Source organism: Ochrobactrum sp. Marseille-Q0166, assembly GCF_014397025.1.
In the GTDB taxonomy this organism is placed as follows: domain Bacteria; phylum Pseudomonadota; class Alphaproteobacteria; order Rhizobiales; family Rhizobiaceae; genus Brucella.
Window position 1 is genome coordinate 1,357,612 of the sequence record NZ_JACJUO010000001.1, and the last position, 26,851, is coordinate 1,384,462.

Sequence of the window (26,851 nt, forward strand, 5' to 3'; positions counted from 1 at the left end):
TCTGATCTCCAGATTTCGTCTTGCAACGTTTAAGCATTTGCGACAAGGCCGTACGGTACAATCCGGCGGCCTTTATTTTTAACGAATTCTCACTTATCTACGTTCAATCTGCAGCCGATAAAAGATTAGCTGGAAAGCGGCGACACATGAGTATTCCTCAGCCTGATATGGGCGGAAATTTTAATTCTCCTCAAAGGGGAGAGCCGATATTCAACATACCCAGCGTCGTACTGGCATTGATGGCAATTTGTGTCGGGGTTTATATCTATCAGAATTATATTCTCAGTGAGCAGCAGAACTATGCCTTTATGTTGAACTTCGCACTGATTCCCGCGCGGTTTTCACTCGCTGGCGGCTTTGCGGATCCGGCAGCACTGTTTACGCTCATCAGTTATTCTTTCATGCATGGCGGGTTGGCGCATATAGCAGTGAATATGATCTGGTTTGTCGCTTTCGGCTCGCCACTTGCTGGCCGTATAGGCACTGGCCGAATGATTGTATTCTGGATTTTGACGTCTGTGATCGCCGGACTCACGCATTATGCGATCTATCCTGACAGTGTCACGCCGCTTGTGGGTGCCTCCGGCGCAATTTCCGGCATGATGGGGGCCGCGGCGCGTTACGGATTCCGTAGAGTTAGCCATGGTCGCAGATCTGAATTTGCAGGGCCTGTATTACCAGTCGGTTTGACGTTGAGGTTGAAGCCCGTGCTAACATTTGTCGGTGTATGGTTTTTGATCAATATTGTCACCGGCCTTTATTCAACAGGCGGCGCAGACCTTTCTGGAATCGCATGGGAAGCGCATATTGGCGGATTCGTAGCAGGCTTTTTAGGCATAGCTTTGCTCGATAAGCCGCGAAGTTATGATGCTGTCATCCGGCGCAGGGGCTAATCCTTGCTGTTTCGTCCGCTTGCAAAGCAACAAATCAAAGCGCACATTTAAGGGAACGTAGCTGGAGGAGCTGCGTTAGAATCAGGTGGCTTCGCCGCATGATGGATTGCTGAACCTTGGGAGGGATTTTGGCATGACAGTTAGATCGATTCTCGAAAGCAAGGGTAGGGATGTCGTCGTGATCAGACCCGATGATACGCTCTCCCACGCCATTGCCATTCTTGCGCAGTATAAAATCGGCGCGATTGTCGCTTGCGACGAGGCCGGGCATATCGAGGGTATTCTTTCGGAGCGTGATGTTGTCCGCGCGATGGCAAGCATGGATGCGGAAATCTTGAACCGTCCCGTATCTGAATTTATGACTGCAAAAGTGCAGGTGTGCCGAGAGCATCACACAATCAATCAGGTAATGGAAATTATGACGCATCACCGCTTCCGCCATATGCCGGTGGAAGAAAACGGTAAGCTCGCGGGAATCATTTCCATTGGTGACGTGGTCAAGCGTCGTATTGAAGACGTTGAACGCGAAGCAGAAGACATTCGTACCTATATTGCGACAGCGTAAGCATTTTAGCCGCTGACGAATCGATATCTGGGGCTGTCATGCACCCCAGATATGATTTATGGCCTATGAGCCTTTACGCGCGCGCAGATAACGCTCGGCGGCATAAAGCGAAATCGCTGCCGCATTGGATACATTGAGTGACTTAATTTCACCCGGCATATCTAACCGCGCCAGAGCGGTGACTGTTTCGCGTGTTTTCTGACGCAAACCCTTGCCTTCCGCACCGAGAACCAGTGCAAGGCGGCTTCCTTCAAGGGTTGCTTCCATTTCCAAGGGGCCTTCCGAATCGAGGCCGATGGTCATGAATCCGAGGGAGTGAAGCTCTTCAAATGCTTCTGCGAGGTTCCGGACTTCGATATGCGGAATAAGCTCGAGCGCGCCAGAAGCAGCTTTTGCAAGAACACCGCTTTCCTGGGGACTGTGGCGGCTTGTGGTGATGATCGCGCCAGCACCAAAAGCAACGGCAGAGCGAATGATCGCACCGACATTATGTGGATCGGTCACCTGATCAAGTACGAGCAAAAGCGGGCATTCTTTAAGTTCAGAAAGCTTTTTGTGTCGAAGCGGTTCTGCTTCGATCATGACGCCTTGGTGCACGGCGTCGGAACCTGTTTCCTTATCAATCTCTTTGGGCTCTACGATTTCAACGGGGAAGGGCAGGTTTTCTGCTTCACCGATTTCGAGGCGGGTGAAGCCGTTGCGTGTGGCGCGCATGCGCAGAATCTTGCGTGCCGGGTTTTCGACTGCTGCACGTACAGTGTGCAGACCGTAAAGACGAACCGTCCCTTCGGCGACGCGCCCCGCCGGGATAGGCGCGCGCTGAGGCCGATGGGGAGTTTTTCCTTCCGATGCCGCTTTCTGATCGCGATGTTCGCGACGCAGACGTGCATAATGAGAATCTTTTGGGGTGCGGGGAGAATTTTGATCGTTCATGAGCGGCTTATATCCTGTCCACAGCAGGGAAGATAGCGTTTGCAATTTTATTTAGGCCAATAAAAGAGTGTTCGTATGAGCTTCAAATCCCAGTTTCTGGCGGTTCTTTGGCGTCTCATATGTATCGACATACGCAAGTTGTGGAAAGTTCTGCATTCTTTTCACTTTTACCCTGTTGACAGGAGCGACGCATATCGGCATAAGCCCCCTCGCAGAACAACGGAACAGTCCAAACGGACAGCCTGAACTTCTGCAGAAAATGCCTAGTTACTCGACTCTGCTGATAGTGATATTAGGAGGAATGCCCGAGCGGTTAAAGGGGACGGACTGTAAATCCGTTGGCTAAGCCTACGTTGGTTCAAATCCAACTTCCTCCACCACTGTCGGATCAGAGTTTAGAGTATGCGGGTATAGCTCAATGGTAGAGCAGCAGCCTTCCAAGCTGAATACACGGGTTCGATTCCCGTTACCCGCTCCAAATCAAGTGAGCGGATAGGCAGTAAGGTATCATCGACGGGCGGTTCGCCGTTCCGTTTTGGCATAAATGTCGGCGTAAGGGTCTTTCAGGCTTTTGTGCTGGCGCTCGAGCGGTTCTAGAACAAAGAGAACAACGGCGATGGCAAAGAGCAAGTTTGAACGTAACAAACCACACGTTAACATTGGCACGATTGGTCACGTTGACCACGGCAAGACCTCGCTGACTGCAGCGATCACCAAGTTCTTCGGTGACTTCAAGGCCTATGACCAGATCGACGCTGCGCCTGAAGAAAAGGCTCGTGGTATCACCATTTCGACGTCGCACGTTGAATACGAAACTGCAAACCGTCACTACGCACACGTCGACTGCCCAGGTCACGCTGACTATGTCAAGAACATGATCACCGGTGCGGCACAGATGGACGGCGCGATCCTGGTTGTTTCGGCAGCTGATGGTCCAATGCCACAGACCCGTGAGCACATCCTGCTCGCTCGTCAGGTTGGTGTTCCTGCGATCGTCGTGTTCCTGAACAAGTGCGATCAGGTTGACGATGCTGAACTTCTCGAACTCGTAGAACTCGAAGTTCGTGAACTTCTCTCGAAGTACGACTTTCCGGGTGATGAAACCCCAATCATCAAGGGTTCGGCACTTGCAGCTCTCGAAGATTCCTCGAAGGAACTCGGTGAAGACGCAATCCGCAATCTGATGGCTGCTGTTGACGATTATATCCCAACTCCAGAACGTCCGATTGACCAGCCATTCCTGATGCCAATCGAAGACGTTTTCTCGATTTCGGGTCGTGGTACGGTTGTTACCGGTCGTGTTGAACGCGGTATCGTCAAGGTTGGCGAAGAAGTCGAAATCGTTGGCATCAAGCCTACCGGCAAGACGACTGTTACCGGCGTTGAAATGTTCCGCAAGCTGCTCGATCAGGGCCAGGCTGGCGATAACATCGGTGCACTGGTTCGCGGCATTGGTCGTGAAGACGTAGAGCGTGGTCAGGTTCTCTGCAAGCCAGGTTCGGTTAAGCCACACACCAAGTTCAAGGCAGAAGCATACATTCTGACGAAGGACGAAGGTGGTCGTCATACACCATTCTTCACCAACTACCGTCCACAGTTCTACTTCCGTACGACTGACGTGACCGGTGTTGTTACCCTGCCAGAAGGCACGGAAATGGTTATGCCTGGCGACAACGTTACGGTTGACGTTACGCTGATCGTACCGATCGCAATGGAAGAGAAGCTCCGCTTCGCTATCCGTGAAGGTGGCCGTACCGTTGGTGCAGGCATCGTTGCTTCGATCATCGAGTAAAGATTTTGGCTGACGGTTTTGCTGTCAGTCAGACACTTCGGTGTCAAATAGGGGTATAGCTCAGTTGGTAGAGCGACGGTCTCCAAAACCGTAGGTCGCGGGTTCGAACCCTGCTGCCCCTGCCATTTTAAAACGGGTGCTCGTGGCTTGACTACGAGCACCCGTTTTTTGTATTCTGAGTTAGCATTTTTGCTGGCTTATCTGTTTGGCGCTCTAACTTGAAGTGCGTTGACAGATAATGATAACTTTCCATCGGTTTCATGATCGGGTGGGGAAGGTTGCTGCTGTACGGTTGAATGGTTCGGCAAGTGATGTTCGTAAGGATCGGTTTTCCGATAAGCCTGTATGGTATTCTTTTAACTATTGGGCTTGTTTTTTTTGGGAATCGATTCTATGTAAGGTCAACAGACACGCGGTGCGTGGGGCTGAATTTTCAGCTTTGCGTACCGTATACGCGTGGGTTCCTGTTTTTGATTCGCTTTTTGCTTCAAAAACGGTGGTTCACCAAGCAGGCAGAGTGACAGATGGCATCGAAGACGAATCCGATCACCTTTTTCCAGCAGGTTCGCGCTGAAACGGCGAAAGTGACCTGGCCGACACGGCGTGAAACGATCATCTCCACAATCATGGTTGTGGTTATGGCCTTTCTGGCTGCTACATTCTTTTTTCTAGCCGATCAGCTTATGGCCTATGGCGTAGAATTTATACTTGGCCTTGGCCGCTAAGCAGGATTGGGGATCTACGAGATGACAGCGCGCTGGTATATCGTTCACGCCTATTCCAACTTCGAAAAGAAGGTGGCTGAGGATATCGAACTGAAGGCTGCTCAAAAAGGGCTTTCAGGCCTTATTGAGCAGATCGTTGTGCCGACAGAGAAGGTAGTTGAAGTTCGTCGTGGCCGTAAGGTTGATGCAGAGCGTAAATTCTTCCCTGGTTATGTTCTTGTTCGGGCAACGCTGACGGATGCTGTTTTCTCGCTGATCAAGAATACGCCTCGCGTTACCGGTTTTCTCGGTGATTCGAAGCCGGTTCCTGTTTCGCAGAAAGAAGTTGATCAGATTTTGAATCAAGTTCAGGACGGTGCGGAGCGTCCGAAGGCTTCGATCACCTTCGAGGTTGGCGAAAATGTTCGTGTTTCCGATGGTCCGTTTGCGTCGTTTAACGGTATTGTTCAGGAAGTCGACGAAGAGCGTGCGCGTCTCAAGGTTGAAGTTTCCATTTTCGGGCGCGCGACGCCTGTGGATCTGGAATACGGTCAGGTAGATAAAGTCTGATCGTTTGCCCCTGCGGGGTTTCGTCGTAAGTGACGAACAAATGGTGGGAGGATAGGCAGCTTAGCCGGTTGCCGATTTCGCACCACCGAACTGCCCGTCAGTTTGTCTGACGTCAGTCGAGAGCCGGATTTACGGCATTAATCGAGAACGCTGTTTTACAGCATTTATATGAAGGCAGAATGCAATGGCTAAGAAAATTGCAGGCCAGTTGAAGCTGCAGGTAGCAGCCGCCTCGGCCACCCCATCGCCTCCGATCGGCCCAGCACTGGGTCAGCGCGGCATCAATATCATGGAATTCTGTAAGGCATTCAATGCTGCCTCGCAGGAAATGGAAAAGGGTTCCCCTGTTCCAGTCGTGATTACTTATTATCAGGACAAGTCTTTCACTTTTGTGATGAAGACGCCTCCGGTAACCTATTTCTTGAAGAAGGCTGCGAACCTCAAGTCTGGTTCGAAGGCTCCAGGCAAGGAAAAGGCCGGCACGATTGCACGCGACAAGGTTCGCGAAATTGCTTTGGCTAAGATGAAAGATCTTAACGCAACTGACGTCGAAGCGGCTATGCGCATGGTCGAAGGTTCTGCCCGTTCGATGGGCCTGGAAGTGGTGGGCTAAGACTATGGCAAAGATTTCCAAGCGCATTGCTAAGATCCGTGAAGGCATTGACGTCAACAAGCTTTATGATCTGTCCGATGCAATCGGTCTTGTTAAAGAGCGTGCTGTTGCAAAGTTCGATGAAACCATCGAAATCGCAATGAATCTCGGCGTTGATCCACGTCATGCAGACCAGATGGTTCGCGGCGTTGTCAATCTGCCAAACGGCACTGGTCGTACTGTTCGTGTAGCGGTTTTTGCGCGCGGCGATAAGGCTGAAGAAGCCAAGAAGGCTGGCGCTGACATCGTTGGTGCAGAAGACCTTTTTGAAATCGTCAATAGCGGCAAGATCGAATTCGATCGCTGCATTGCGACACCTGACATGATGCCGCTTGTTGGTCGTCTGGGTAAGGTGCTTGGCCCACGCGGCATGATGCCAAACCCTAAGGTTGGTACTGTAACTGTTGATGTTGCAGCGGCTGTTACCGCTTCCAAGGGTGGTGCAGTTGAGTTCCGCGTTGAAAAGGCTGGTATCATCCACGCCGGCATCGGCAAGGTTTCCTTCGACAATCAGAAGCTCGAAGAAAATATCAAGGCTTTTGCTGATGCAGTTATCAAGGCAAAGCCTTCGGCTGCGAAGGGTGAATACGTCAAGCGCGTATCTATCTCGTCCAGCATGGGCGTCGGCGTTAAGGTCGATCCGGCAACTGTTAAAGTTGTAGCATAATTTGGGGCTCCGGTTTGCCGGAGCCTGCTCCTTCCTTTGATGGAAGGGGGCTGGTGGTACTGCCAGATCGCGGAAGTGATCAAAAGTACAAAGATTCCGGATCGCATGATCCGGATAACCAGGCGAAAGTCTGGTTATCCTGTCCGAGATTGCAGGCGGATATTCATCTTAGGATGAGTTTCCTTAAACACCTAGCCTGCATGAGACGTGGAATAACCCTGTTTCGCACGAACGTGCATACAAGGTTTGAACCGTAGTTGCCTTTGAGTGATGCCTGTTACTGGGATAGCTGAAGGGGACAGGATCCTCGAACGTCGGGCTGACTGTGAAGTTTGCCCGGCAAAGGCAACCCGGCAGGACCATGTGGTCCTGTCTACTGGAGAGAGACAGTGGATAGAGCGGAAAAACGCGAATTTGTCTCGTGGCTGAACGGCGCTTTCAAAGAGTCCGGTTCGGTCGTCGTGGCCCACTATACCGGTCTCACAGTTGCGCAGATGAGCGATCTTCGCTCAAAGATGCGTGACGCTGGTGGTACCGTTAAAGTCGCGAAAAACCGCCTTGCCAAGATCGCTCTTCAGGGCACGGAATCGGAAGGCATTTCTGACCTGTTTACAGGCCAGACGGTTGTTGCTTACGCAAACGACCCAATTGCTGCTCCGAAAGTAGCCGTCGAATTCGCCAAGACTAACGACAAGCTCGTTATTCTCGGCGGTGCAATGGGTGCAACGACGCTTAACGCCGATGGCGTAAAGTCGCTGGCTTCGCTCCCATCGCTCGACGAACTGCGCGCAAAGCTGGTTGGAATGATCCAAACCCCGGCTCAGCGTCTCGCAGTACTTACCAGCGCACCAGCGGGCCAGATCGCTCGCGTTATTGGCGCGCACGCCCGGAAGAACGAGGCGGCGTAAGGCCGTTTTTCGCTGTCAATTGTTCAAACCTTAACTCAAGGAAATACCAAAATGGCTGATCTCGCAAAGATCGTTGAAGACCTGTCGGCTCTGACCGTTCTCGAAGCTGCTGAACTTTCGAAGCTGCTGGAAGAAAAGTGGGGCGTTTCGGCTGCTGCTCCTGTAGCAGTTGCTGCTGCTGGTGGCGCTGCTCCAGCTGCTGCTGCTGAAGAAAAGACCGAATTTGACGTCGTTCTCGCTGATGGCGGCGCAAACAAGATCAACGTGATCAAGGAAGTTCGCGCGATCACAGGTCTCGGCCTCAAGGAAGCTAAGGACCTCGTTGAAGCAGCTCCTAAGGCTGTCAAGGAAGGCGCTTCCAAGGACGAAGCTGAAAAGATCAAGGCACAGCTCGAAGCAGCTGGCGCTAAGGTTGAACTTAAGTAAGTTCTTTATTCTGGCGGACGGAAACGTCCGCCAGTTTAACTCTGGGCTTGCATCTAGAGTAAATGCATGAAAAGAAACGAAAAGCGCGAAAATAGGTTCTCTTTATGCAAATCATAGTCAGAGCGAATTTAGTTACACCGTTCTGATCTTTTTAAACCCTTTTTCTGATGGCCTTGAAGGGGCTATCAGGAAACGGGTTTTAGCCCGTTAGAAGGACCGCCGAAAGGCGGCGCACGATAAAGGCCGCAAGGCGTGAGCAAGCCGTAAGGCTATAGAACGAGGAGCGACGATGGCTCAGACCCATTCTTTCAATGGTCGCAAGCGCGTACGCAAATTTTTCGGTAAGATTCCCGAGGTCGCGGAAATGCCTAACCTCATTGAGGTTCAAAAGGCATCTTACGACCAGTTTCTCATGGTTGAGGAACCAGCTGGTGGGCGTTCTGACGAGGGTTTGCAGGCCGTTTTCAAGTCTGTTTTCCCAATTCAGGATTTCTCCGGCTCTTCAATGCTCGAATTCGTTCGCTACGAGTTCGATGCACCAAAATTCGACGTTGACGAATGCCGTCAGCGCGATTTGACGTATTCGGCACCGCTCAAGGTTACGCTGCGTTTGATCGTGTTCGATATTGATGAAGATACCGGCGCGAAGTCCATCAAGGACATCAAGGAGCAGGATGTTTACATGGGCGATATGCCGCTCATGACAGACAATGGCACCTTCATAGTCAATGGTACGGAACGTGTTATCGTTTCGCAGATGCACCGTTCGCCTGGTGTTTTCTTCGATCACGACAAGGGGAAAACGCATTCCTCGGGTAAGCTTTTGTTTGCTGCTCGCGTCATTCCGTACCGTGGCTCGTGGCTTGACATCGAATTCGATGCCAAGGACGTTGTCTATGCACGTATTGATCGCCGCCGCAAGCTTCCAGCTACCACGCTTCTTATGGCGCTCGGTATGGACGGCGAAGAAATTCTCTCGACGTTCTACAACACGGTCACCTACACGCGTGATGGTGATAACTGGCGCATTCCTTATTCTGTTGAACGCTTCAAGGGCATGAAGGTCATTTCTGATCTTATCGATGCCGACACAGGCGAAGTCGTTCTCGAAGCTGGCAAGAAGCTGACAGCGCGTTCAGCAAAACAGCTCGCCGAAAAGGGCCTGAAGTTCATCAAGGCTACCGAAGACGATCTCTTTGGATCTTACCTTGCTGAAGACACAGTCAATTATGAAACCGGTGAAATTTATCTCGAAGCCGGTGATGAAATTGATGAGAAGGTTCTCAAGACGATTCTCGACACAGGTGTTGATGAGATTAACGTTCTCGATATCGATCATATCAATATCGGTGCGTATATTCGTAATACCCTTTCGGTTGACAAGAACGAAAGCCGTCAGGAAGCGCTGTTCGACATCTACCGCGTCATGCGTCCCGGGGAGCCACCGACAATGGACTCGGCTGAGGCCATGTTCAACTCGCTGTTCTTCGATGCAGAGCGCTATGACCTTTCGGCTGTTGGTCGCGTGAAGATGAACATGCGTCTTGACCTTGATGCAGAAGACACCGTGCGTGTTCTGCGCAAGGAGGACATCCTTGCTGTCGTCAAGATGCTCGTTGAACTGCGTGATGGTCGCGGCGAAATCGACGATATCGATAACCTCGGTAACCGTCGTGTCCGTTCGGTCGGCGAGCTGATGGAAAATCAGTACCGCGTCGGTCTTCTGCGTATGGAACGTGCGATCAAGGAACGTATGTCCTCGATCGAAATCGACACGGTCATGCCGCAGGATCTGATCAATGCTAAGCCTGCCGCAGCAGCTGTGCGTGAGTTCTTCGGATCTTCGCAGCTGTCGCAGTTTATGGATCAGACCAACCCGCTTTCGGAAATCACCCACAAGCGCCGCCTTTCGGCTCTTGGACCTGGTGGTTTGACCCGTGAGCGTGCTGGCTTTGAAGTCCGCGACGTGCATCCGACACATTATGGTCGTATCTGTCCGATTGAAACGCCGGAAGGACCGAATATCGGTCTGATCAACTCGCTCGCAACTTTTGCCCGCGTCAACAAATACGGCTTTATCGAAAGCCCGTATCGTAAAGTTGTCGATGGCAAGGTAACGAATGACGTTGTCTATCTGTCGGCTATGGAAGAAGCAAAGCACTCGGTTGCTCAGGCAAACGTGGAGCTGGACGAGCAGGGCGGTTTTGTTGACGAATTCGTCATCTGCCGTCACGCCGGCGAAGTTATGATGGCTCCGCGTGAAAACGTGGATCTGATGGACGTTTCGCCAAAGCAGCTCGTTTCGGTTGCAGCAGCGCTTATTCCGTTCCTTGAAAATGACGATGCGAACCGCGCTCTCATGGGCTCGAACATGCAGCGTCAGGCCGTTCCTCTCGTTCGTGCGGAAGCTCCGTTCGTTGGAACAGGTATGGAAGCCGTTGTTGCGCGTGATTCCGGTGCCGCTATTGCCGCTCGTCGCGGTGGTATCGTTGATCAGGTTGACGCAACGCGTATCGTTATCCGCGCTACCGAAGACCTCGACCCGTCGAAGTCTGGCGTTGATATCTATCGTTTGCAGAAGTTCCAGCGTTCGAACCAGTCGACCTGTATCAACCAGCGTCCGCTCGTACGCGTTGGCGATCCAATCGGTAAGGGCGATATCATTGCTGATGGTCCGTCGACCGATCTTGGTGATCTGGCTCTTGGTCGTAACGTGCTCGTCGCGTTCATGCCTTGGAACGGTTACAACTACGAAGATTCGATCCTTCTCTCCGAGAAGATCGTGTCTGAAGATGTGTTCACTTCGATCCACATCGAAGAATTCGAAGTTGCTGCTCGCGATACGAAGCTTGGACCTGAGGAAATCACCCGCGATATTCCGAATGTTTCGGAAGAAGCGCTGAAGAACCTCGACGAAGCCGGTATCGTTTACATTGGTGCCGAGGTGCATCCTGGCGACATTCTTGTCGGCAAGATCACACCAAAGGGCGAAAGCCCGATGACACCGGAAGAGAAGCTCCTGCGCGCCATCTTCGGCGAAAAGGCTTCCGACGTCCGTGATACTTCGATGCGTATGCCTCCGGGAACATACGGCACGATCGTTGAAGTTCGTGTATTCAACCGCCACGGCGTTGAAAAAGACGAACGTGCAATGGCGATCGAGCGCGAAGAGATCGAACGTCTCGCCAAGGACCGTGACGACGAACAGGCTATTCTTGACCGTAACGTTTACGGCCGTCTCGTTGATATGATCGATGGTAAGGTTGCAGCTGCTGGACCGAAGGGTTTCAAGAAGGGCACAACCATTACACGTGATCTCATCACGGAGTATCCGCGTTCGCAGTGGTGGCAGTTCGCTGTCGAAGACGAAAAGCAGCAGGGCGAACTCGAAGCTCTTCGCGGCCAGTACGACGAATCCAAGAAGCTCCTCGAAGCACGCTTCATGGATAAGGTCGAGAAGGTACAGCGTGGCGACGAGATGCCTCCGGGCGTCATGAAGATGGTTAAGGTCTTTGTTGCTGTGAAGCGCAAGATCCAGCCAGGCGACAAGATGGCTGGCCGTCACGGCAACAAGGGTGTGGTTTCCCGCATTCTGCCTGTCGAAGACATGCCATTCCTCGAAGACGGTACACATGCTGATATCGTGTTGAACCCGCTTGGTGTTCCAAGCCGTATGAATGTGGGCCAGATTCTGGAAACACATCTTGGCTGGGCATGCGCAGGCATGGGTAAGAAGATCGGTGAGCTGATAGACGTTTACCGCAAAACGGCGAATATACAGCCGCTGCGCGATACTCTGGAGCACATCTATCCGGACAACGACCGCAATGAGCCTGTGCGTTCGTATGATGACGAATCCGTCCTCATGCTGGCAAATCAGGTGAAGCGCGGCGTATCGATCGCAACGCCGGTATTCGACGGTGCGGTTGAAGCTGACATCAATGCGATGTTGACAGATGCAGGCCTCGCGACCTCGGGTCAGTCGACATTGTATGATGGACGTACGGGTGAGCCGTTCGATCGTCAGGTGACCATGGGCTATATTTACATGCTCAAGCTTCATCATCTGGTCGACGACAAGATCCACGCTCGTTCTATCGGACCTTACTCGCTTGTCACCCAGCAGCCGCTCGGTGGTAAGGCGCAGTTCGGTGGTCAGCGCTTCGGTGAAATGGAGGTCTGGGCTCTGGAAGCATACGGTGCAGCTTACACGCTGCAGGAAATGCTTACAGTCAAGTCCGACGACGTTGCAGGCCGTACCAAGGTCTACGAAGCCATCGTTCGTGGCGACGATACGTTCGAAGCTGGTATTCCGGAAAGCTTCAACGTTCTTGTCAAGGAAATGCGCTCGCTCGGCCTTAATGTCGAGTTGGATGACACACGCGACGAGCAGCCGGCACTTCCGGACGCGGCGGAATAAAAAACATCAAGGCGCGCCATGGTATTGCCGTGGCGCGCCCGTAAGGTGTTTCCAGTAAACGTGTAAAGCGGTTTGCGTTAGCGAAATGCCGAACGGAATGTGCAGTTAAAACTGCTTAATACCGCGATTTCTTTTCAAGATGGCAGGGATTTTTGGCCTGTCATTGACGACACACAGGGCGGCGGATCGCCCTCAAGGAGAACGGCATGAACCAAGAGGTCATGAATCTTTTCAATCCTCAGGCTCCGGCACAGACGTTCGATTCCATCAGAATCTCGATTGCCAGCCCTGAGAAGATTCTGTCCTGGTCATACGGCGAGATCAAAAAGCCGGAGACGATCAACTATCGTACGTTCAAGCCTGAACGCGATGGTCTCTTCTGCGCACGTATCTTTGGCCCGATCAAGGATTATGAATGCTTGTGCGGCAAGTACAAGCGTATGAAATACAAAGGCATTATCTGCGAAAAGTGCGGCGTGGAAGTTACACTGTCGCGCGTTCGTCGTGAGCGCATGGGCCATATTGAGCTCGCTGCACCTGTTGCCCATATCTGGTTCCTCAAATCGCTGCCATCGCGTATCGGCACGCTTTTGGACATGACGCTCAAGGATATTGAGCGCGTTCTGTATTTTGAGAACTACATTGTTACCGAACCAGGCTTGACCTCGCTGAAAGAACATCAGCTTCTTTCAGAAGAGGAATACATGATTGCCGTCGATGAATTCGGCGAAGATCAGTTCACAGCCCTTATTGGTGCGGAAGCTATCTTTGAACTTCTGGCCTCAATGGATCTTCCGAACATTGCCGCTGACTTGCGCGTTGATCTGGCGGAAACCACTTCGGAACTGAAGACCAAGAAACTTATGAAGCGCCTCAAGATCGTTGAGAACTTCATGGAATCTGGCAACCGTCCTGAGTGGATGATCATGAAGATCGTTCCGGTTATCCCGCCGGATCTGCGTCCTCTGGTTCCACTTGATGGCGGTCGTTTTGCTACGTCCGATCTCAACGACCTCTACCGTCGCGTGATCAACCGTAACAACCGTCTGAAGCGTCTCATTGAACTGCGCGCTCCTGGCATCATTATCCGTAACGAAAAGCGTATGCTGCAGGAAGCTGTTGACGCGCTGTTCGATAACGGCCGTCGTGGTCGCGTCATTACCGGTGCTAACAAGCGTCCGCTGAAGTCGCTCTCCGACATGCTCAAGGGTAAGCAGGGTCGTTTCCGTCAGAACCTTCTCGGTAAGCGCGTCGACTATTCGGGTCGTTCGGTTATCGTGACTGGTCCTGAGCTGAAGCTTCACCAGTGCGGCCTGCCAAAGAAGATGGCGCTCGAACTGTTCAAGCCATTCATCTACGCTCGTCTTGATGCCAAGGGTTATTCCTCGACCGTTAAGCAGGCGAAGAAGCTGGTTGAAAAAGAACGTCCGGAAGTCTGGGATATTCTTGACGAAGTGATCCGTGAGCATCCGGTTCTGTTGAACCGCGCGCCTACGCTGCACCGTCTTGGTATTCAGGCATTCGAACCTACGCTGATCGAAGGCAAGGCTATTCAGCTGCATCCGCTCGTTTGTACAGCGTTCAACGCTGACTTCGACGGTGACCAGATGGCTGTTCACGTTCCACTGTCGCTTGAAGCTCAGCTTGAAGCACGTGTGTTGATGATGTCGACCAACAACATCCTGCACCCAGCGAACGGCGCACCGATTATCGTTCCTTCACAGGATATGGTTCTGGGTCTCTACTATCTGTCGATCGTGGCAGACAAGGAGCCGGGCGAGGGCATGATGTTTGCCGATATGGGCGAACTTCAACATGCGCTTGAAAATAAGGTTGTCACCCTACACACCAAGATTAAAGGCCGTTTCAAGACGGTTGACGCGGAAGGTAAGCCTGTTTCGAAGGTTTACGACACCACACCTGGCCGCTTGATCATGGGTGAACTTCTGCCGAAGCATCCAAATGTCTCTTTTGACATCTGTAACCAGGAGATGACCAAGAAGAACATCTCCAAGATGATCGACCACGTCTACCGCCATTGCGGTCAGAAAGAGACGGTTATCTTCTGCGATCGTATCATGCAGCTCGGCTTTGCCCATGCATGCCGCGCAGGTATTTCCTTCGGTAAGGATGACATGGTCATTCCTGACTCGAAGGCAAAGATCGTTGCAGAAACCGAAGCCCTGACGACCGAATACGAACAGCAGTACAATGACGGCCTGATCACTCAGGGTGAAAAGTACAACAAGGTTGTGGATGCCTGGGGTAAGGCGACTGACAAGATCACCGAAGAGATGATGGCCCGTATTAAGGCTGTTGAATTCGATCCGGTGACTGGCCGTCAGAAGCAGATGAACTCGGTTTACATGATGTCGCATTCGGGTGCCCGTGGTTCGGTCAACCAGATGCGTCAGCTGGGCGGTATGCGTGGTCTTATGGCCAAGCCGTCGGGCGAAATCATTGAAACCCCGATCATTTCGAACTTCAAGGAAGGCCTGACCGTTAACGAATACTTCAACTCGACACACGGTGCCCGTAAGGGTCTTGCCGATACTGCGTTGAAGACCGCTAACTCGGGTTATTTGACACGCCGTCTCGTGGACGTTGCACAGGATGCGATTATTTCGGAAGTCGATTGCGGCGCCGAAATCGGTCTCACCATGCAGCCAATCGTTGATGCCGGTCAGATCGTTGCTCCAATCGGTCAGCGCGTTCTGGGTCGTACCGCTCTTGATCCGATCATCAATCCGGCAACCGGCGATGTTATCGTCGAAGCCGGTCGCATGATCGAAGAAAAGGACGTTGAAGTCATCGAGAAGGTCGGCATTCAGTCGATCCGTATTCGTTCGGCGCTGACCTGTCAGACGCGCAACGGCGTTTGCGCCAAGTGCTATGGTCGTGACCTTGCACGCGGTACACCGGTTAACCAGGGTGAAGCTGTTGGCGTTATTGCGGCACAGTCGATCGGTGAGCCTGGTACTCAGTTGACGATGCGTACCTTCCACTTGGGCGGTACTGCTCAGGTTGTTGATAGTTCGTATCTTGAAGCTTCGTATGAAGGCACTGTTAAGCTGCGCAACCGCAACGTGGTTCGTAACTCCGATGGCAACCTCGTTGTCATGGGCCGTAACATGGCGGTTTTGATCGTCGATGCTACAGGTAAGGAACGTGCCGTTCACCGTGTAACTTACGGTTCGCGTCTGTTCGTCGATGAAGGTGATACAGTCAAGCGCGGTCAGCGTATTGCGGAGTGGGATCCATACACCCGTCCTATCCTGACCGAAGTTGAAGGCTATATCGAATTTGAGGACCTCGTTGATGGTCTTTCGGTTTCGGAAACAGCCGACGAGTCGACCGGTATCACGAAGCGTGTAGTCATCGACTGGCGTTCCACACCACGTGGTGCGGATCTCAAGCCGGCTATGGTCATCAAGGACAAGAGCGGCAAGATCGCGAAGTTGTCGAAGGGTGGCGAAGCTCGCTTCCTCCTTTCGGTGGAAACGATCCTTTCGTTCGAGCCGGGTGCTCATGTGAATGCCGGTGACGTTATCGCACGTCTGCCAATGGAAAGTGCGAAGACCAAGGATATTACCGGTGGTCTGCCACGCGTTGCCGAACTGTTTGAAGCTCGTCGTCCAAAGGATCACGCCATCATCGCAGAGATCGATGGTACTGTCCGTTTTGGTCGCGATTACAAGAACAAGCGTCGCATCATCATTGAACCAAACGACGATACGATTGAGCCGGTTGAGTATCTGATCCCGAAGGGCAAGCCGTTCCATCTTCAGGACGGTGACGTTATCGAAAAGGGTGAATATATTCTCGACGGCAATCCTGCACCGCACGACATTCTGGCAATCAAGGGTGTGGAAGCACTTGCTTCTTATCTCGTCAACGAAATCCAGGAAGTCTATCGTCTGCAGGGCGTTCTCATCAACGACAAGCACATCGAAGTGATTGTTCGTCAGATGCTTCAGAAGATCGAGATCACGGAGTCGGGTGATACCGGTTACCTCGTTGGTGATCATGTGGATCGTATTGAGCTTGATGAAGTCAATGATCGCTTGATCGAAGAAGGTAAGAAGCCAGGTTCGGGTAATCCGGTTCTACTCGGTATCACCAAGGCTTCGCTTCAGACTCCTTCGTTCATCTCGGCGGCGTCATTCCAGGAAACCACACGCGTTCTCACCGAAGCCGCAGTTGCTGGCAAGATGGATACGCTGCAGGGTCTCAAGGAAAACGTCATCGTCGGCCGTCTTATCCCGGCTGGTACTGGTGGCATGACCAACCAGATCCGTCGTATCGCTACCGCCCGCGATGATTTGATCATTGACGAGCGTCGCAAGTCGACCGGTTCGTCGGAAGCAAATGCTATGCTCACAGATATGACCAACAACGCCGCCGAATAGGCGAGTGTTAAGCAATAGAAAAAGGCCGCCTTTCGAGGCGGCCTTTTTGTTTAGAAAGTCAAAAGAAAAGGGCGATCTAATACCGCCCTTCTTCCTTACGACTTAGCAGCCCGAACTACTCATCATCTTCATCGCCATCGAACTCAATCAATGCAACCTCTCCAGTGAGGGCGGTCTGCCAGGCGCTTTTGTGCGGCTCTTCTTCTGGTTCTTCGGTAATCGTACCCATCTCGACCAATTCGGCTTCGTGATAACCTTCTTCAGCCAAGATAGAGAGAACAGTCTGGACGAGATCTTCGTCTTCGTTTGACTTCAGAAGAATGTGGACCTCGATAGACTCCTCCTCGCCTTCGTTCCAGACGTCGGCGATGACCAGATGAACGATAGGCGAATCGTTCTCTGTGGATGTGGTCGTGGATGACATTGAGAATCCCTTAATATTGTGTTGCGTTTCGACTCGGATGTGTTTCAATAACGATTGTTGCCTTCAAGCGCTATGCTGCCACACAAAAATGACAGTTTTGCCACGAAATAATAGCGATATGTCGTCTCAATTGGCGCAACAACCTGTCGGGCGGCGATCAAAACGCGGTTTTGCGGCCTTTTGATTAAGAAACTTGGCCTCCCGCCCTTGACGAAACGCCCACAAACACGTATCAGCAGCCCATCTGAGCCGATGTGAGGCTGGCATTTTCGGAGCGACGCGCTCTGGAGTTCGCCTCAAACAGGGTTCGTTTTACGATCGAAATGCAACTTGCCGTTCGCATGAAGCCTACGCTTCCTCTGCTTTTGTTCGGGTTGGCCGCTGATGGAGTGGCTAGTCCCGAATTTGTGCATGAGCACTCCGGTGAAACGGCCCTTATTGGGCGCCGATACGAGATTTTTTATAGAGGAAGGTTCAATGCCTACCGTAAACCAGTTGATCCGCAAGCCGCGTACTGCGCCGGTAAAGCGTAATAAGGTTCCTGCTCTGCAGGCAAACCCACAGAAGCGCGGCGTTTGCACTCGCGTTTATACAACAACCCCTAAGAAGCCTAACTCGGCTCTTCGTAAGGTTGCCAAGATCCGCCTGACCAATGGCTTTGAAGTCATTGGATATATTCCTGGTGAAGGTCACAACCTTCAGGAGCACTCCGTGGTTATGATCCGCGGCGGTCGCGTCAAGGATTTGCCGGGTGTGCGTTATCACATCATCCGCGGTGTTCTTGATACCCAGGGTGTTAAGAACCGCAAGCAGCGTCGTTCGAAGTACGGTGCGAAGCGTCCGAAGTAAGAATTTTCCGGGGATACCGGCCGCCTGAATGGCGAGTTGAGCCCGATGTAATTGAAAGTTGAGACGAAATGTCCAGACGCCATAAAGCAGAGAAGCGTGAGATTAATCCGGATCCAAAGTTCGGCGATCTCGTTATCACGAAGTTCATGAATGCAGTTATGCTTCATGGCAAGAAGTCGGTTGCTGAAAGCATCGTTTACGGTGCGCTTGAAGCAATCGAAGCCAAGGCCAAGTCAGAGCCGGTCGCGCTGTTCCATCAGGCGCTCGACAATGTTGCTCCGCACGTTGAAGTCCGTTCGCGCCGCGTTGGTGGTGCAACCTATCAGGTTCCGGTCGATGTGCGTTCAGAACGCCGCCAGGCACTTGCCATTCGCTGGCTGATCAATGCAGCTCGTGGTCGCAATGAAACGACGATGATTGATCGTCTGTCCGGCGAACTGTTGGATGCGGCTAACAACCGTGGTTCCGCTGTTAAGAAGCGTGAAGACACGCACCGCATGGCAGAAGCCAACCGCGCGTTCTCGCATTACCGCTGGTAATTCTCGAACCCTATTCAAAGAGCAAAAACATGGCCCGCGAATATAAAATCGAAGACTACCGCAATTTCGGTATTATGGCTCACATCGACGCCGGCAAGACGACGATGACCGAGCGTATTCTGTTCTACACCGGTAAGAACCACAAGATCGGTGAAACCCATGATGGTGCGTCCACCATGGACTGGATGGAGCAGGAACAGGAACGCGGTATCACCATCACGTCCGCTGCTACGACCACGTTCTGGCAGGGTCAGGATGGCAAGAAGCGTCGCTTCAACATCATCGACACCCCGGGCCACGTTGACTTCACGATTGAAGTTGAGCGTTCGCTCCGCGTTCTCGATGGCGCAATCGCTCTTCTCGATGCGAATGCTGGTGTTGAGCCGCAGACTGAAACCGTTTGGCGTCAAGCTGAGAAGTACCACGTTCCACGTATGGTCTTCGTGAACAAGATGGACAAGATCGGTGCTGACTTCTACCGTTGCGTAGAAATGGTTGGTTCGCGCCTTGGTGCCGTCGCGCTTCCTATTCAGTTGCCGATCGGCGCTGAAAACGAGTTCGAGGGCGTTATCGATCTTATCGAAATGAAGGCTCTGACTTGGGATGGCACTATCGGCGCATCTGCGACTGTAGGTGAAATCCCTGCTGACCTTAAGGACAAGGCTGAAGAATACCGCGAAAAGCTTATCGAGCTGGCCGTGGAAATCGATGAAGCTGCAATGGAAGCTTACCTTGAAGGCAACATGCCTTCGAATGAACAGCTTCGTGCATTGATCCGCAAGGGTACGATCGACGTTAAGTTCCATCCTGTGCTTTGCGGTACAGCGTTTAAGAACCGCGGTATTCAGCCGCTTCTCGATGCTGTTGTGGAATTCCTTCCTGCTCCGACAGATGTTCCAGCAATCAAGGGCATCGACGTAAAGACGGAATCGGAAACCACTCGTGAATCTTCGGATGAAGCACCCCTTTCGATGCTTGCATTCAAGATCATGAACGATCCGTTTGTTGGCTCGCTGACTTTTGCTCGCATTTATTCGGGCAAGCTTACCAAGGGCATTTCGCTCGAAAATACCGTTAAGGGCAAGCGTGAGCGTATCGGCCGTATGCTGCAGATGCACTCCAACAGCCGTGAAGACATCGAAGAAGCTTTCGCAGGCGACATCGTTGCTCTGGCTGGCCTTAAGGAAACGACGACTGGCGATACGCTTTGCGATCCGCTGAAGCCTGTTATCCTTGAACGCATGGAATTCCCAGATCCGGTTATTGAAATTGCGATCGAACCAAAGACCAAAGCTGACCAGGAAAAGATGGGCATAGCGCTTAATCGTCTTGCAGCTGAAGATCCTTCGTTCCGCGTCAAGTCCGATGAAGAATCTGGCCAGACCATCATCGCAGGCATGGGCGAACTTCACCTTGATATTCTTGTTGATCGCATGAAGCGCGAGTTCAAGGTTGAAGCTAACGTCGGTGCTCCGCAGGTTGCTTACCGTGAATCGATCACCCGTCAGGCTGAAATCGACTACACGCACAAGAAGCAGTCTGGTGGTTCGGGTCAGTTCGCTCGTGTCAAGATTATCTTCGAACCGCATGAAGGTGATGATTTCATCTTCGAATCGAAGATCGTCGGCGGCGCAGTTCCGAAGGAATACATCCCGGGCGTTCAGAAGGGTATCGAAAGCGTCATGGGTGCAGGTCCACTGGCTGGCTTCCCGATGCTCGGTGTGAAGGCAACTTTGATCGACGGTGCATATCACGACGTTGACTCCTCGGTTCTCGCCTTCGAAATCGCGTCCCGTGCAGCTTTCCGTGAAGGTGCGCAGAAGGCTGGTGCACAGCTTCTCGAGCCAATCATGAAGGTTGAAGTGGTGACGCCTGAGGATTACGTCGGTGACGTTATCGGTGACCTGAATTCGCGTCGTGGCCAGATTTCTGGCACCGAAGCACGCGGTATCGCTACGGTCGTCAACGCAAATGTTCCACTGGCCAACATGTTTGGTTATGTGAACAACCTGCGTTCGATGTCTCAGGGCCGCGCCCAGTACACGATGCAGTTTGACCATTATGAGCCGGTCCCAACTGCAGTCGCACAGGAAATCCAGAAGAAGTTCGCGTAACCTACGGGTTACGCCAAATATTAAAAAGCCTGAGCAGGCTGTAATTTTAGGAGAGCTCAGATGGCAAAGAGCAAGTTTGAACGTAACAAACCACACGTTAACATTGGCACGATTGGTCACGTTGACCACGGCAAGACCTCGCTGACTGCAGCGATCACCAAGTTCTTCGGTGACTTCAAGGCCTATGACCAGATCGACGCTGCGCCTGAAGAAAAGGCTCGTGGTATCACCATTTCGACGTCGCACGTTGAATACGAAACTGCAAACCGTCACTACGCACACGTCGACTGCCCAGGTCACGCTGACTATGTCAAGAACATGATCACCGGTGCGGCACAGATGGACGGTGCGATCCTGGTTGTTTCGGCAGCTGATGGTCCAATGCCACAGACCCGTGAGCACATCCTGCTCGCTCGTCAGGTTGGTGTTCCTGCGATCGTCGTGTTTCTGAACAAGTGCGATCAGGTTGACGATGCTGAACTTCTCGAACTCGTAGAACTTGAAGTTCGTGAACTTCTCTCGAAGTACGACTTCCCAGGTGATGAAACCCCAATCATCAAGGGTTCGGCACTTGCAGCTCTCGAAGATTCCTCGAAGGAACTCGGTGAAGACGCAATCCGCAATCTGATGGCTGCTGTTGACGATTATATCCCAACCCCAGAACGTCCGATTGACCAGCCATTCCTGATGCCAATCGAAGACGTTTTCTCGATCTCGGGTCGCGGTACGGTTGTTACCGGTCGTGTTGAACGCGGTATCGTCAAGGTTGGCGAAGAAGTCGAAATCGTTGGCATCAAGCCTACCGGCAAGACGACTGTTACCGGCGTTGAAATGTTCCGCAAGCTGCTCGATCAGGGCCAGGCTGGCGATAACATCGGTGCACTGGTTCGCGGCATTGGTCGTGAAGACGTTGAGCGTGGTCAGGTTCTCTGCAAGCCAGGTTCGGTTAAGCCACACACCAAGTTCAAGGCAGAAGCATACATTCTGACGAAGGACGAAGGTGGTCGTCATACACCATTCTTCACCAACTACCGTCCACAGTTCTACTTCCGTACGACTGACGTGACCGGTGTTGTTACCCTGCCAGAAGGCACGGAAATGGTTATGCCTGGCGACAACGTTACGGTTGACGTTACGCTGATCGTACCGATCGCAATGGAAGAGAAGCTCCGCTTCGCTATCCGTGAAGGTGGCCGTACCGTTGGTGCAGGCATCGTCGCTTCGATCATCGAGTAATTAGATTTGTGCAGGAGCGTCTCTCCGGAGACGCTCCGCGTAACAAGGAACAGATCAAATGAACGGTCAAAACATCCGCATTCGCCTCAAGGCGTTTGATCATCGGATCCTTGACGCTTCGACGCGGGAAATCGTGTCGACTGCTAAGCGTACCGGTGCCAATGTGCGCGGACCGATCCCACTTCCAACGCGGATCGAAAAGTTCACAGTAAACCGCTCGCCGCACATCGATAAGAAAAGCCGCGAACAGTTCGAGATGCGCACGCACAAGCGTCTTCTCGATATCGTTGACCCAACCCCGCAGACTGTTGACGCGCTCATGAAGCTCGATTTGTCCGCCGGTGTTGATGTCGAGATCAAGCTTTAATCGGCTTGAGGACGGAAGGAACGAACCCGATGCGTTCAGGTGTTATTGCACAAAAGCTGGGCATGACCCGCGTCTATAACGACGCTGGCGAACATGTACCAGTGACAGTTCTCCGCATGGAAGACTGCCACGTGGTAGCTCAGCGTACAGTTGAAAAGAATGGTTACACGGCTGTTCAGCTTGGCGTTGGACTTGCCAAGGTAAAGAACACAACCAAGGCTCTGCGCGGTCATTTCGCGAAGGCTGAGGTTGAGCCTAAGGCGAAAGTTGCGGAATTCCGCGTTTCCCCTGAAAACCTGCTCGAAGTCGGCGTGGAAATCACTGCCGAGCATTTCGTCGCTGGCCAGAAGGTCGATGTGACGGGTACTTCGATCGGTAAGGGCTTTGCCGGTGTTATGAAGCGTCATAACTTTGCTGGTCATCGTGCTTCGCACGGTAACTCAGTTACCCACCGCGCTCACGGTTCGACCGGTCAGCGTCAGGATCCAGGTAAAGTATTTAAAGGCAAGAAGATGGCCGGTCACATGGGTCAGACCCGTGTAACCACGCAGAATATCGAAGTCGTTTCGACCGACCTCGATCGCGGTCTTATCCTTGTTCGTGGTGCGGTTCCTGGTTCGAAGGGTGCATGGATCTATGTTCGCGATGCCGTGAAGGTTTCGCTGCCAGAGAATGCTCCCAAGCCAGCTGGTCTGCGCCAAGCCGCACAGGCCAAGGTAGAAGCTGCTGTAGTTTCTGAAACTGCAGCGACTGAGGGAGCCGAATAATGGATCTCACAATTACAACTCTTGAAGGCAAGGATGCCGGCAAGGTGAAGCTGAACGAAGAAATCTTCGGCCTCGACCCTCGCGACGACATTCTTCAGCGCGTTGTGCGCTGGCAGCTGGCTCGCCGCCAGCAGGGCTCTCACGATGCCAAGGGCCGCAGCGACATCAGCCGCACCGGTTCCAAGATGTACAAGCAGAAGGGTACGGGCCGTGCTCGTCACCATTCCGCTCGCGCGCCACAGTTCCGCGGTGGTGGTCAGGCTCACGGACCAGTTGTCCGCACCCATGACCATGATCTGCCAAAGAAGGTTCGCGCTCTTGGTCTGCGTCATGCTCTGTCGGCCAAGGCAAAGGCATCTGACCTGATCATCATCGACGATCTGGCAGCTTCGGAAGCCAAGACAAAGCAGCTTGTTTCACAGTTCGCAAAGCTCGGTCTCGAAAATGCACTCCTTATCGGTGGTGCAGAGCTCGACGTGAACTTCAAGCGCGCTGCTTCGAACATTCCGAACATCGACGTTCTGCCAGTTCAGGGCATCAATGTTTACGACATTCTGCGTCGTGGCAAGCTCGTGCTTTCCAAGGCAGCTGTCGAAGCCCTCGAGGAGCGCTTTAAATGACCGATCTTCGCCACTATGACGTGATCGTCAGCCCAGTCATCACCGAGAAGTCGACCCTTGTTTCCGAACATAATCAGGTTGTCTTCAACGTAGCTCGCAAGGCGACGAAGCCGGAAATCAAGGCTGCAATCGAAGCGCTGTTCAGCGTCAAGGTTAAGGCTGTAAACACCACTGTGCGCAAAGGCAAAGTGAAGCGGTTCCGCGGCATTGTCGGGCGCCAGAGCGATGTCAAGAAAGCGATCGTAACTTTGGCTAAAGGCCAGAGCATCGACGTTTCGACAGGTCTCTGAGAGGCCACGGAGTAAAGACAATGGCACTCAAGCACTTTAATCCGACCACGCCAGGCCAGCGTCAGCTGGTCATCGTGGACCGTTCGGAACTCTACAAGGGCAAGCCAGTCAAGTCATTGACTGAAGGTTTGTCCAAGAAGGGTGGCCGTAACAACACAGGTCGTATCACTGTTCGCTTTCAGGGCGGCGGTCACAAGCGTTCTTACCGTTTCATCGACTTCAAGCGTCGTAAGCATGATGTCGTAGCAACTGTTGAACGTCTGGAATACGATCCAAACCGCACCGCGTTTATCGCGTTGATCCGCTACGAAGACGGTGAACTGAGCTATATTCTGGCTCCACAGCGTCTGGCAGCTGGCGATAAGGTTATTGCCGGTCAGTCCGTAGACGTTAAGCCAGGCAATGCAATGCCACTTTCGTCGATGCCAGTTGGTACCATCATCCACAATGTGGAAATGAAGCCAGGCAAGGGCGGTCAGATTGCTCGTTCAGCTGGTGCATATGCACAGCTCGTCGGTCGTGATCAGGGTATGGCTATCCTGCGTCTCAACTCTGGCGAACAGCGTCTGGTATCCGGTGCATGCTTTGCAACGGTTGGTGCAGTATCCAATCCTGAGCATAGCAACATCAATGACGGTAAGGCCGGTCGTTCGGTTTGGCGCGGTAAGCGTCCACATGTTCGCGGCGTTGCTATGAACCCAGTTGACCACCCGCATGGTGGTGGTGAAGGCCGCACTTCTGGTGGTCGTCATCCGGTTACCCCTTGGGGTAAGCCTACGAAGGGCAAAAAGACCCGTTCGAACAAGGCAACCGATAAGTTCATCATGCGTTCGCGTCATCAGCGCAAGAAGTAAGAGAGGTAGTCTGAAGTGGCTCGTTCAGTTTGGAAAGGTCCGTTCGTCGATGGCTATCTTCTCAAGAAAGCTGAGAAGGTACGCGAGGGCGGTCGTAATGAAGTTATCAAGATGTGGAGCCGTCGCTCCACGATCTTGCCGCAGTTCGTTGGCCTGACCTTCGGTGTTTATAACGGCAACAAGCATGTGCCGGTATCGATTTCCGAAGAAATGGTTGGACATAAGTTCGGTGAATTCGCGCCGACACGGACCTATTACGGTCACGGCGCGGACAAGAAGTCAAAGAGGAAGTAACAGATGGGCAAGGCCAAGGCTCCCCGCCAGCTTAAGGATAACGAGGCGAAAGCCGTCGCCCGTACGCTTCGCGTCAGCCCGCAGAAGCTTAATCTTGTCGCAGCACTTATTCGCGGTAAGAAAGTCAATGCGGCACTTGCTGATCTCACTTTCTCGCGCAAGCGGATCGCTGAAACAGTGAAAAAGACGCTCGAATCGGCTATCGCCAACGCAGAGAACAATCATGATCTCGACGTTGACGCGCTGATCGTTGCTGAAGCTTATGTCGGCAAATCTATTGTCATGAAGCGTTTCCACGTTCGTGGACGTGGTAAGGCAAGCCGCATCGAAAAGCCGTTTTCGCATCTCACCATTGTTGTCCGCGAAGTTGCGGAAAAAGGGGAGGCCGCATAATGGGCCAGAAGATTAATCCGATCGGTTTCCGTCTCGGCATTAACCGCACCTGGGATTCGCGTTGGTACGCGAATACCGGTGAATACGGCAAGCTGCTGCATGAAGATGTTAAGATCCGTGAGTATCTTAAGAGCGAACTCAAGCAGGCTGCTATTGCTAAGATCGTAATCGAGCGGCCCCACAAGAAGTGCCGCGTGACCATTCACGCTGCTCGTCCGGGCATCATCATCGGCAAGAAGGGCGCGGACATCGAAAAGCTCCGCAAGAAGCTTTCCGAAATGACGAATTCCGATACGTCGCTCAACATTGTTGAAGTTCGTAAGCCGGAAATCGACGCTACGCTGATCGCTCAGTCGATTGCTCAGCAGCTCGAACGTCGTGTGGCATTCCGTCGCGCCATGAAGCGTTCCGTTCAGTCGGCAATGCGCCTTGGTGCAGAGGGTATCCGTATCAACTGCTCCGGTCGTTTGGGCGGCGCTGAAATCGCACGTATGGAATGGTACCGCGAAGGCCGCGTTCCGCTTCACACGCTGCGTGCTGATATCGACTACGGTACAGCAGAAGCACAGACCGCATACGGCATCTGCGGCGTGAAGGTTTGGGTATTCAAGGGCGAGATCCTTGAGCATGACCCAATGGCTTCTGAACGTCGTGCGGTTGAGGGTGACAATCAGGGTTCCCAGCAGAACCGCCGCCGCGAAAACGCTTAAAAAGCGGGCCGCGGGCGAGAAAATTGGAGTAGAGAACAATGATGCAGCCAAAGCGCACCAAGTTCCGTAAGCAGTTCAAGGGCCGTATTCACGGCAACTCGAAGGGCGGTACGGATCTTAATTTCGGTGCATTCGGTTTGAAGGCGGTAGAGCCTGACCGCGTCACAGCACGACAGATCGAAGCGGCTCGCCGCGCGATCACCCGTCACATGAAACGTGCGGGTCGCGTATGGATCCGGATATTCCCGGATCTGCCAGTAACATCGAAGCCTACCGAAGTCCGTATGGGTAAAGGTAAGGGTTCTGTTGACTACTGGGCAGCACGTGTTGCACCAGGTCGTATAATGTTTGAGCTTGACGGCGTACCCGAAGATGTGGCACGCGAAGCCTTAAGACTCGGCGCTGCAAAGTTGTCGGTCAAGACGCGCTTCATTCAGCGCATCGCAGAGTAAGAG

26 protein-coding genes and 3 tRNA genes are annotated in these 26,851 nt (G+C 52.7%); 27 read left to right on the forward strand and 2 right to left on the reverse strand.

Annotated elements, in window-relative coordinates; translation table 11 throughout:
- The first annotated feature begins 146 nt into the window (after window positions 1–146).
- Entirely contained in the window at window positions 147–893 is a 747-nt protein-coding gene (locus tag H5024_RS06435; RefSeq protein WP_187544559.1) for a rhomboid family intramembrane serine protease, read from the forward strand.
- Window positions 894–1,026: 133 nt separating this feature from the next.
- The gene (locus H5024_RS06440; protein WP_187544561.1) at window positions 1,027–1,458 is read left to right on the forward strand and encodes a CBS domain-containing protein; all 432 of its coding nucleotides are present in this window, start codon (window positions 1,027–1,029) and stop codon (window positions 1,456–1,458) included.
- Window positions 1,459–1,521: 63 nt separating this feature from the next.
- Here the strand turns inward: H5024_RS06440 and rlmB are convergent, their stop codons facing one another.
- Window positions 1,522–2,391, reverse strand: a complete 870-nt coding sequence (gene rlmB, locus H5024_RS06445) for a 23S rRNA (guanosine(2251)-2'-O)-methyltransferase RlmB (protein WP_187544563.1) — start codon at window positions 2,389–2,391, stop codon at window positions 1,522–1,524.
- Between the two features lie 295 nt (window positions 2,392–2,686).
- Between rlmB and H5024_RS06450 the strand changes: the two genes are divergently transcribed.
- The 12 genes from H5024_RS06450 (at window position 2,687) to rpoC (ending at window position 16,939) form a co-directional block, all read left to right on the forward strand.
- Window positions 2,687–2,771 (forward strand) — tRNA-Tyr (locus H5024_RS06450).
- Window positions 2,772–2,795: 24 nt separating this feature from the next.
- Window positions 2,796–2,869, forward strand: a tRNA-Gly gene (locus tag H5024_RS06455).
- 138 nt (window positions 2,870–3,007) lie between these two features.
- Window positions 3,008–4,183 (forward strand): elongation factor Tu, encoded by a 1,176-nt coding sequence (gene tuf, locus H5024_RS06460; protein WP_187544566.1) that lies wholly within the window; start codon window positions 3,008–3,010, stop codon window positions 4,181–4,183.
- Between the two features lie 49 nt (window positions 4,184–4,232).
- A tRNA-Trp gene (locus tag H5024_RS06465) sits at window positions 4,233–4,308 on the forward strand.
- Window positions 4,309–4,707: 399 nt separating this feature from the next.
- Window positions 4,708–4,908, forward strand: coding sequence for a preprotein translocase subunit SecE (gene secE / locus H5024_RS06470; protein ID WP_094577505.1), 201 nt, complete (start codon window positions 4,708–4,710; stop codon window positions 4,906–4,908).
- A 21-nt stretch (window positions 4,909–4,929) separates the two neighbouring features.
- Window positions 4,930–5,457 (forward strand): transcription termination/antitermination protein NusG, encoded by a 528-nt coding sequence (nusG, locus tag H5024_RS06475; protein WP_187544568.1) that lies wholly within the window; start codon window positions 4,930–4,932, stop codon window positions 5,455–5,457.
- A gap of 184 nt (window positions 5,458–5,641) precedes the next feature.
- A complete protein-coding gene (rplK, locus tag H5024_RS06480) occupies window positions 5,642–6,070 on the forward strand; it encodes a 50S ribosomal protein L11 (protein ID WP_187544570.1) in 429 nt (142 codons plus the stop codon).
- A gap of 4 nt (window positions 6,071–6,074) precedes the next feature.
- Window positions 6,075–6,776, forward strand: a complete 702-nt coding sequence (gene rplA / locus H5024_RS06485; RefSeq protein ID WP_187544573.1) for a 50S ribosomal protein L1 — start codon at window positions 6,075–6,077, stop codon at window positions 6,774–6,776.
- Window positions 6,777–7,165: 389 nt separating this feature from the next.
- Complete coding sequence (gene rplJ, locus H5024_RS06490; RefSeq protein WP_187544575.1) at window positions 7,166–7,684, forward strand: 50S ribosomal protein L10; 519 nt, start codon at window positions 7,166–7,168, stop codon at window positions 7,682–7,684.
- Between the two features lie 51 nt (window positions 7,685–7,735).
- On the forward strand, window positions 7,736–8,110 hold the full coding sequence (rplL, locus tag H5024_RS06495; protein WP_094539769.1) for a 50S ribosomal protein L7/L12: 375 nt from the start codon (window positions 7,736–7,738) through the stop codon (window positions 8,108–8,110).
- Between the two features lie 289 nt (window positions 8,111–8,399).
- On the forward strand, window positions 8,400–12,530 hold the full coding sequence (gene rpoB / locus H5024_RS06500) for a DNA-directed RNA polymerase subunit beta (protein ID WP_187544577.1): 4,131 nt from the start codon (window positions 8,400–8,402) through the stop codon (window positions 12,528–12,530).
- Between the two features lie 206 nt (window positions 12,531–12,736).
- On the forward strand, window positions 12,737–16,939 hold the full coding sequence (gene rpoC / locus H5024_RS06505) for a DNA-directed RNA polymerase subunit beta' (RefSeq protein WP_187544579.1): 4,203 nt from the start codon (window positions 12,737–12,739) through the stop codon (window positions 16,937–16,939).
- Between the two features lie 115 nt (window positions 16,940–17,054).
- Here the strand turns inward: rpoC and H5024_RS06510 are convergent, their stop codons facing one another.
- Window positions 17,055–17,363: a hypothetical protein gene (locus tag H5024_RS06510; RefSeq protein ID WP_187544581.1), complete on the reverse strand. Its 309-nt coding sequence runs from the start codon at window positions 17,361–17,363 to the stop codon at window positions 17,055–17,057.
- A gap of 477 nt (window positions 17,364–17,840) precedes the next feature.
- Here H5024_RS06510 and rpsL point away from each other — a divergent pair, with 477 nt between their 5' ends.
- From rpsL to rplP, 13 genes are all read left to right on the forward strand, one after another.
- Window positions 17,841–18,212: a 30S ribosomal protein S12 gene (rpsL, locus tag H5024_RS06515; protein WP_006168377.1), complete on the forward strand. Its 372-nt coding sequence runs from the start codon at window positions 17,841–17,843 to the stop codon at window positions 18,210–18,212.
- A gap of 68 nt (window positions 18,213–18,280) precedes the next feature.
- Entirely contained in the window at window positions 18,281–18,751 is a 471-nt protein-coding gene (rpsG, locus tag H5024_RS06520) for a 30S ribosomal protein S7 (protein ID WP_094539765.1), read from the forward strand.
- A 29-nt stretch (window positions 18,752–18,780) separates the two neighbouring features.
- Window positions 18,781–20,865 (forward strand): elongation factor G, encoded by a 2,085-nt coding sequence (fusA, locus tag H5024_RS06525; protein WP_187544583.1) that lies wholly within the window; start codon window positions 18,781–18,783, stop codon window positions 20,863–20,865.
- Window positions 20,866–20,925: 60 nt separating this feature from the next.
- A complete protein-coding gene (gene tuf / locus H5024_RS06530; protein ID WP_187544566.1) occupies window positions 20,926–22,101 on the forward strand; it encodes an elongation factor Tu in 1,176 nt (391 codons plus the stop codon).
- Between the two features lie 58 nt (window positions 22,102–22,159).
- Complete coding sequence (gene rpsJ, locus H5024_RS06535; protein WP_002964363.1) at window positions 22,160–22,468, forward strand: 30S ribosomal protein S10; 309 nt, start codon at window positions 22,160–22,162, stop codon at window positions 22,466–22,468.
- 29 nt (window positions 22,469–22,497) lie between these two features.
- Window positions 22,498–23,235, forward strand: coding sequence for a 50S ribosomal protein L3 (rplC, locus tag H5024_RS06540; protein ID WP_024897010.1), 738 nt, complete (start codon window positions 22,498–22,500; stop codon window positions 23,233–23,235).
- Window positions 23,235–23,855 (forward strand): 50S ribosomal protein L4, encoded by a 621-nt coding sequence (gene rplD, locus H5024_RS06545; protein WP_187544585.1) that lies wholly within the window; start codon window positions 23,235–23,237, stop codon window positions 23,853–23,855. Before rplC ends, rplD begins: the two co-directional genes overlap by 1 nt.
- On the forward strand, window positions 23,852–24,145 hold the full coding sequence (locus tag H5024_RS06550) for a 50S ribosomal protein L23 (RefSeq protein WP_187544587.1): 294 nt from the start codon (window positions 23,852–23,854) through the stop codon (window positions 24,143–24,145). Before rplD ends, H5024_RS06550 begins: the two co-directional genes overlap by 4 nt.
- Window positions 24,146–24,165: 20 nt before the next feature.
- Entirely contained in the window at window positions 24,166–24,999 is an 834-nt protein-coding gene (rplB, locus tag H5024_RS06555) for a 50S ribosomal protein L2 (RefSeq protein WP_187544590.1), read from the forward strand.
- Window positions 25,000–25,014: 15 nt separating this feature from the next.
- Window positions 25,015–25,293 carry a 30S ribosomal protein S19 gene (rpsS, locus tag H5024_RS06560; protein ID WP_140904458.1) on the forward strand — a complete coding sequence of 93 codons (279 nt, stop codon included), beginning with the start codon at window positions 25,015–25,017 and terminating at the stop codon, window positions 25,291–25,293.
- Window positions 25,294–25,296: 3 nt separating this feature from the next.
- Window positions 25,297–25,686, forward strand: coding sequence for a 50S ribosomal protein L22 (rplV, locus tag H5024_RS06565; RefSeq protein WP_007875336.1), 390 nt, complete (start codon window positions 25,297–25,299; stop codon window positions 25,684–25,686).
- On the forward strand, window positions 25,686–26,396 hold the full coding sequence (rpsC, locus tag H5024_RS06570) for a 30S ribosomal protein S3 (RefSeq protein WP_187544592.1): 711 nt from the start codon (window positions 25,686–25,688) through the stop codon (window positions 26,394–26,396). Before rplV ends, rpsC begins: the two co-directional genes overlap by 1 nt.
- Window positions 26,397–26,434: 38 nt before the next feature.
- On the forward strand, window positions 26,435–26,848 hold the full coding sequence (gene rplP, locus H5024_RS06575; protein WP_024897015.1) for a 50S ribosomal protein L16: 414 nt from the start codon (window positions 26,435–26,437) through the stop codon (window positions 26,846–26,848).
- Window positions 26,849–26,851: the final 3 nt, after the last annotated feature.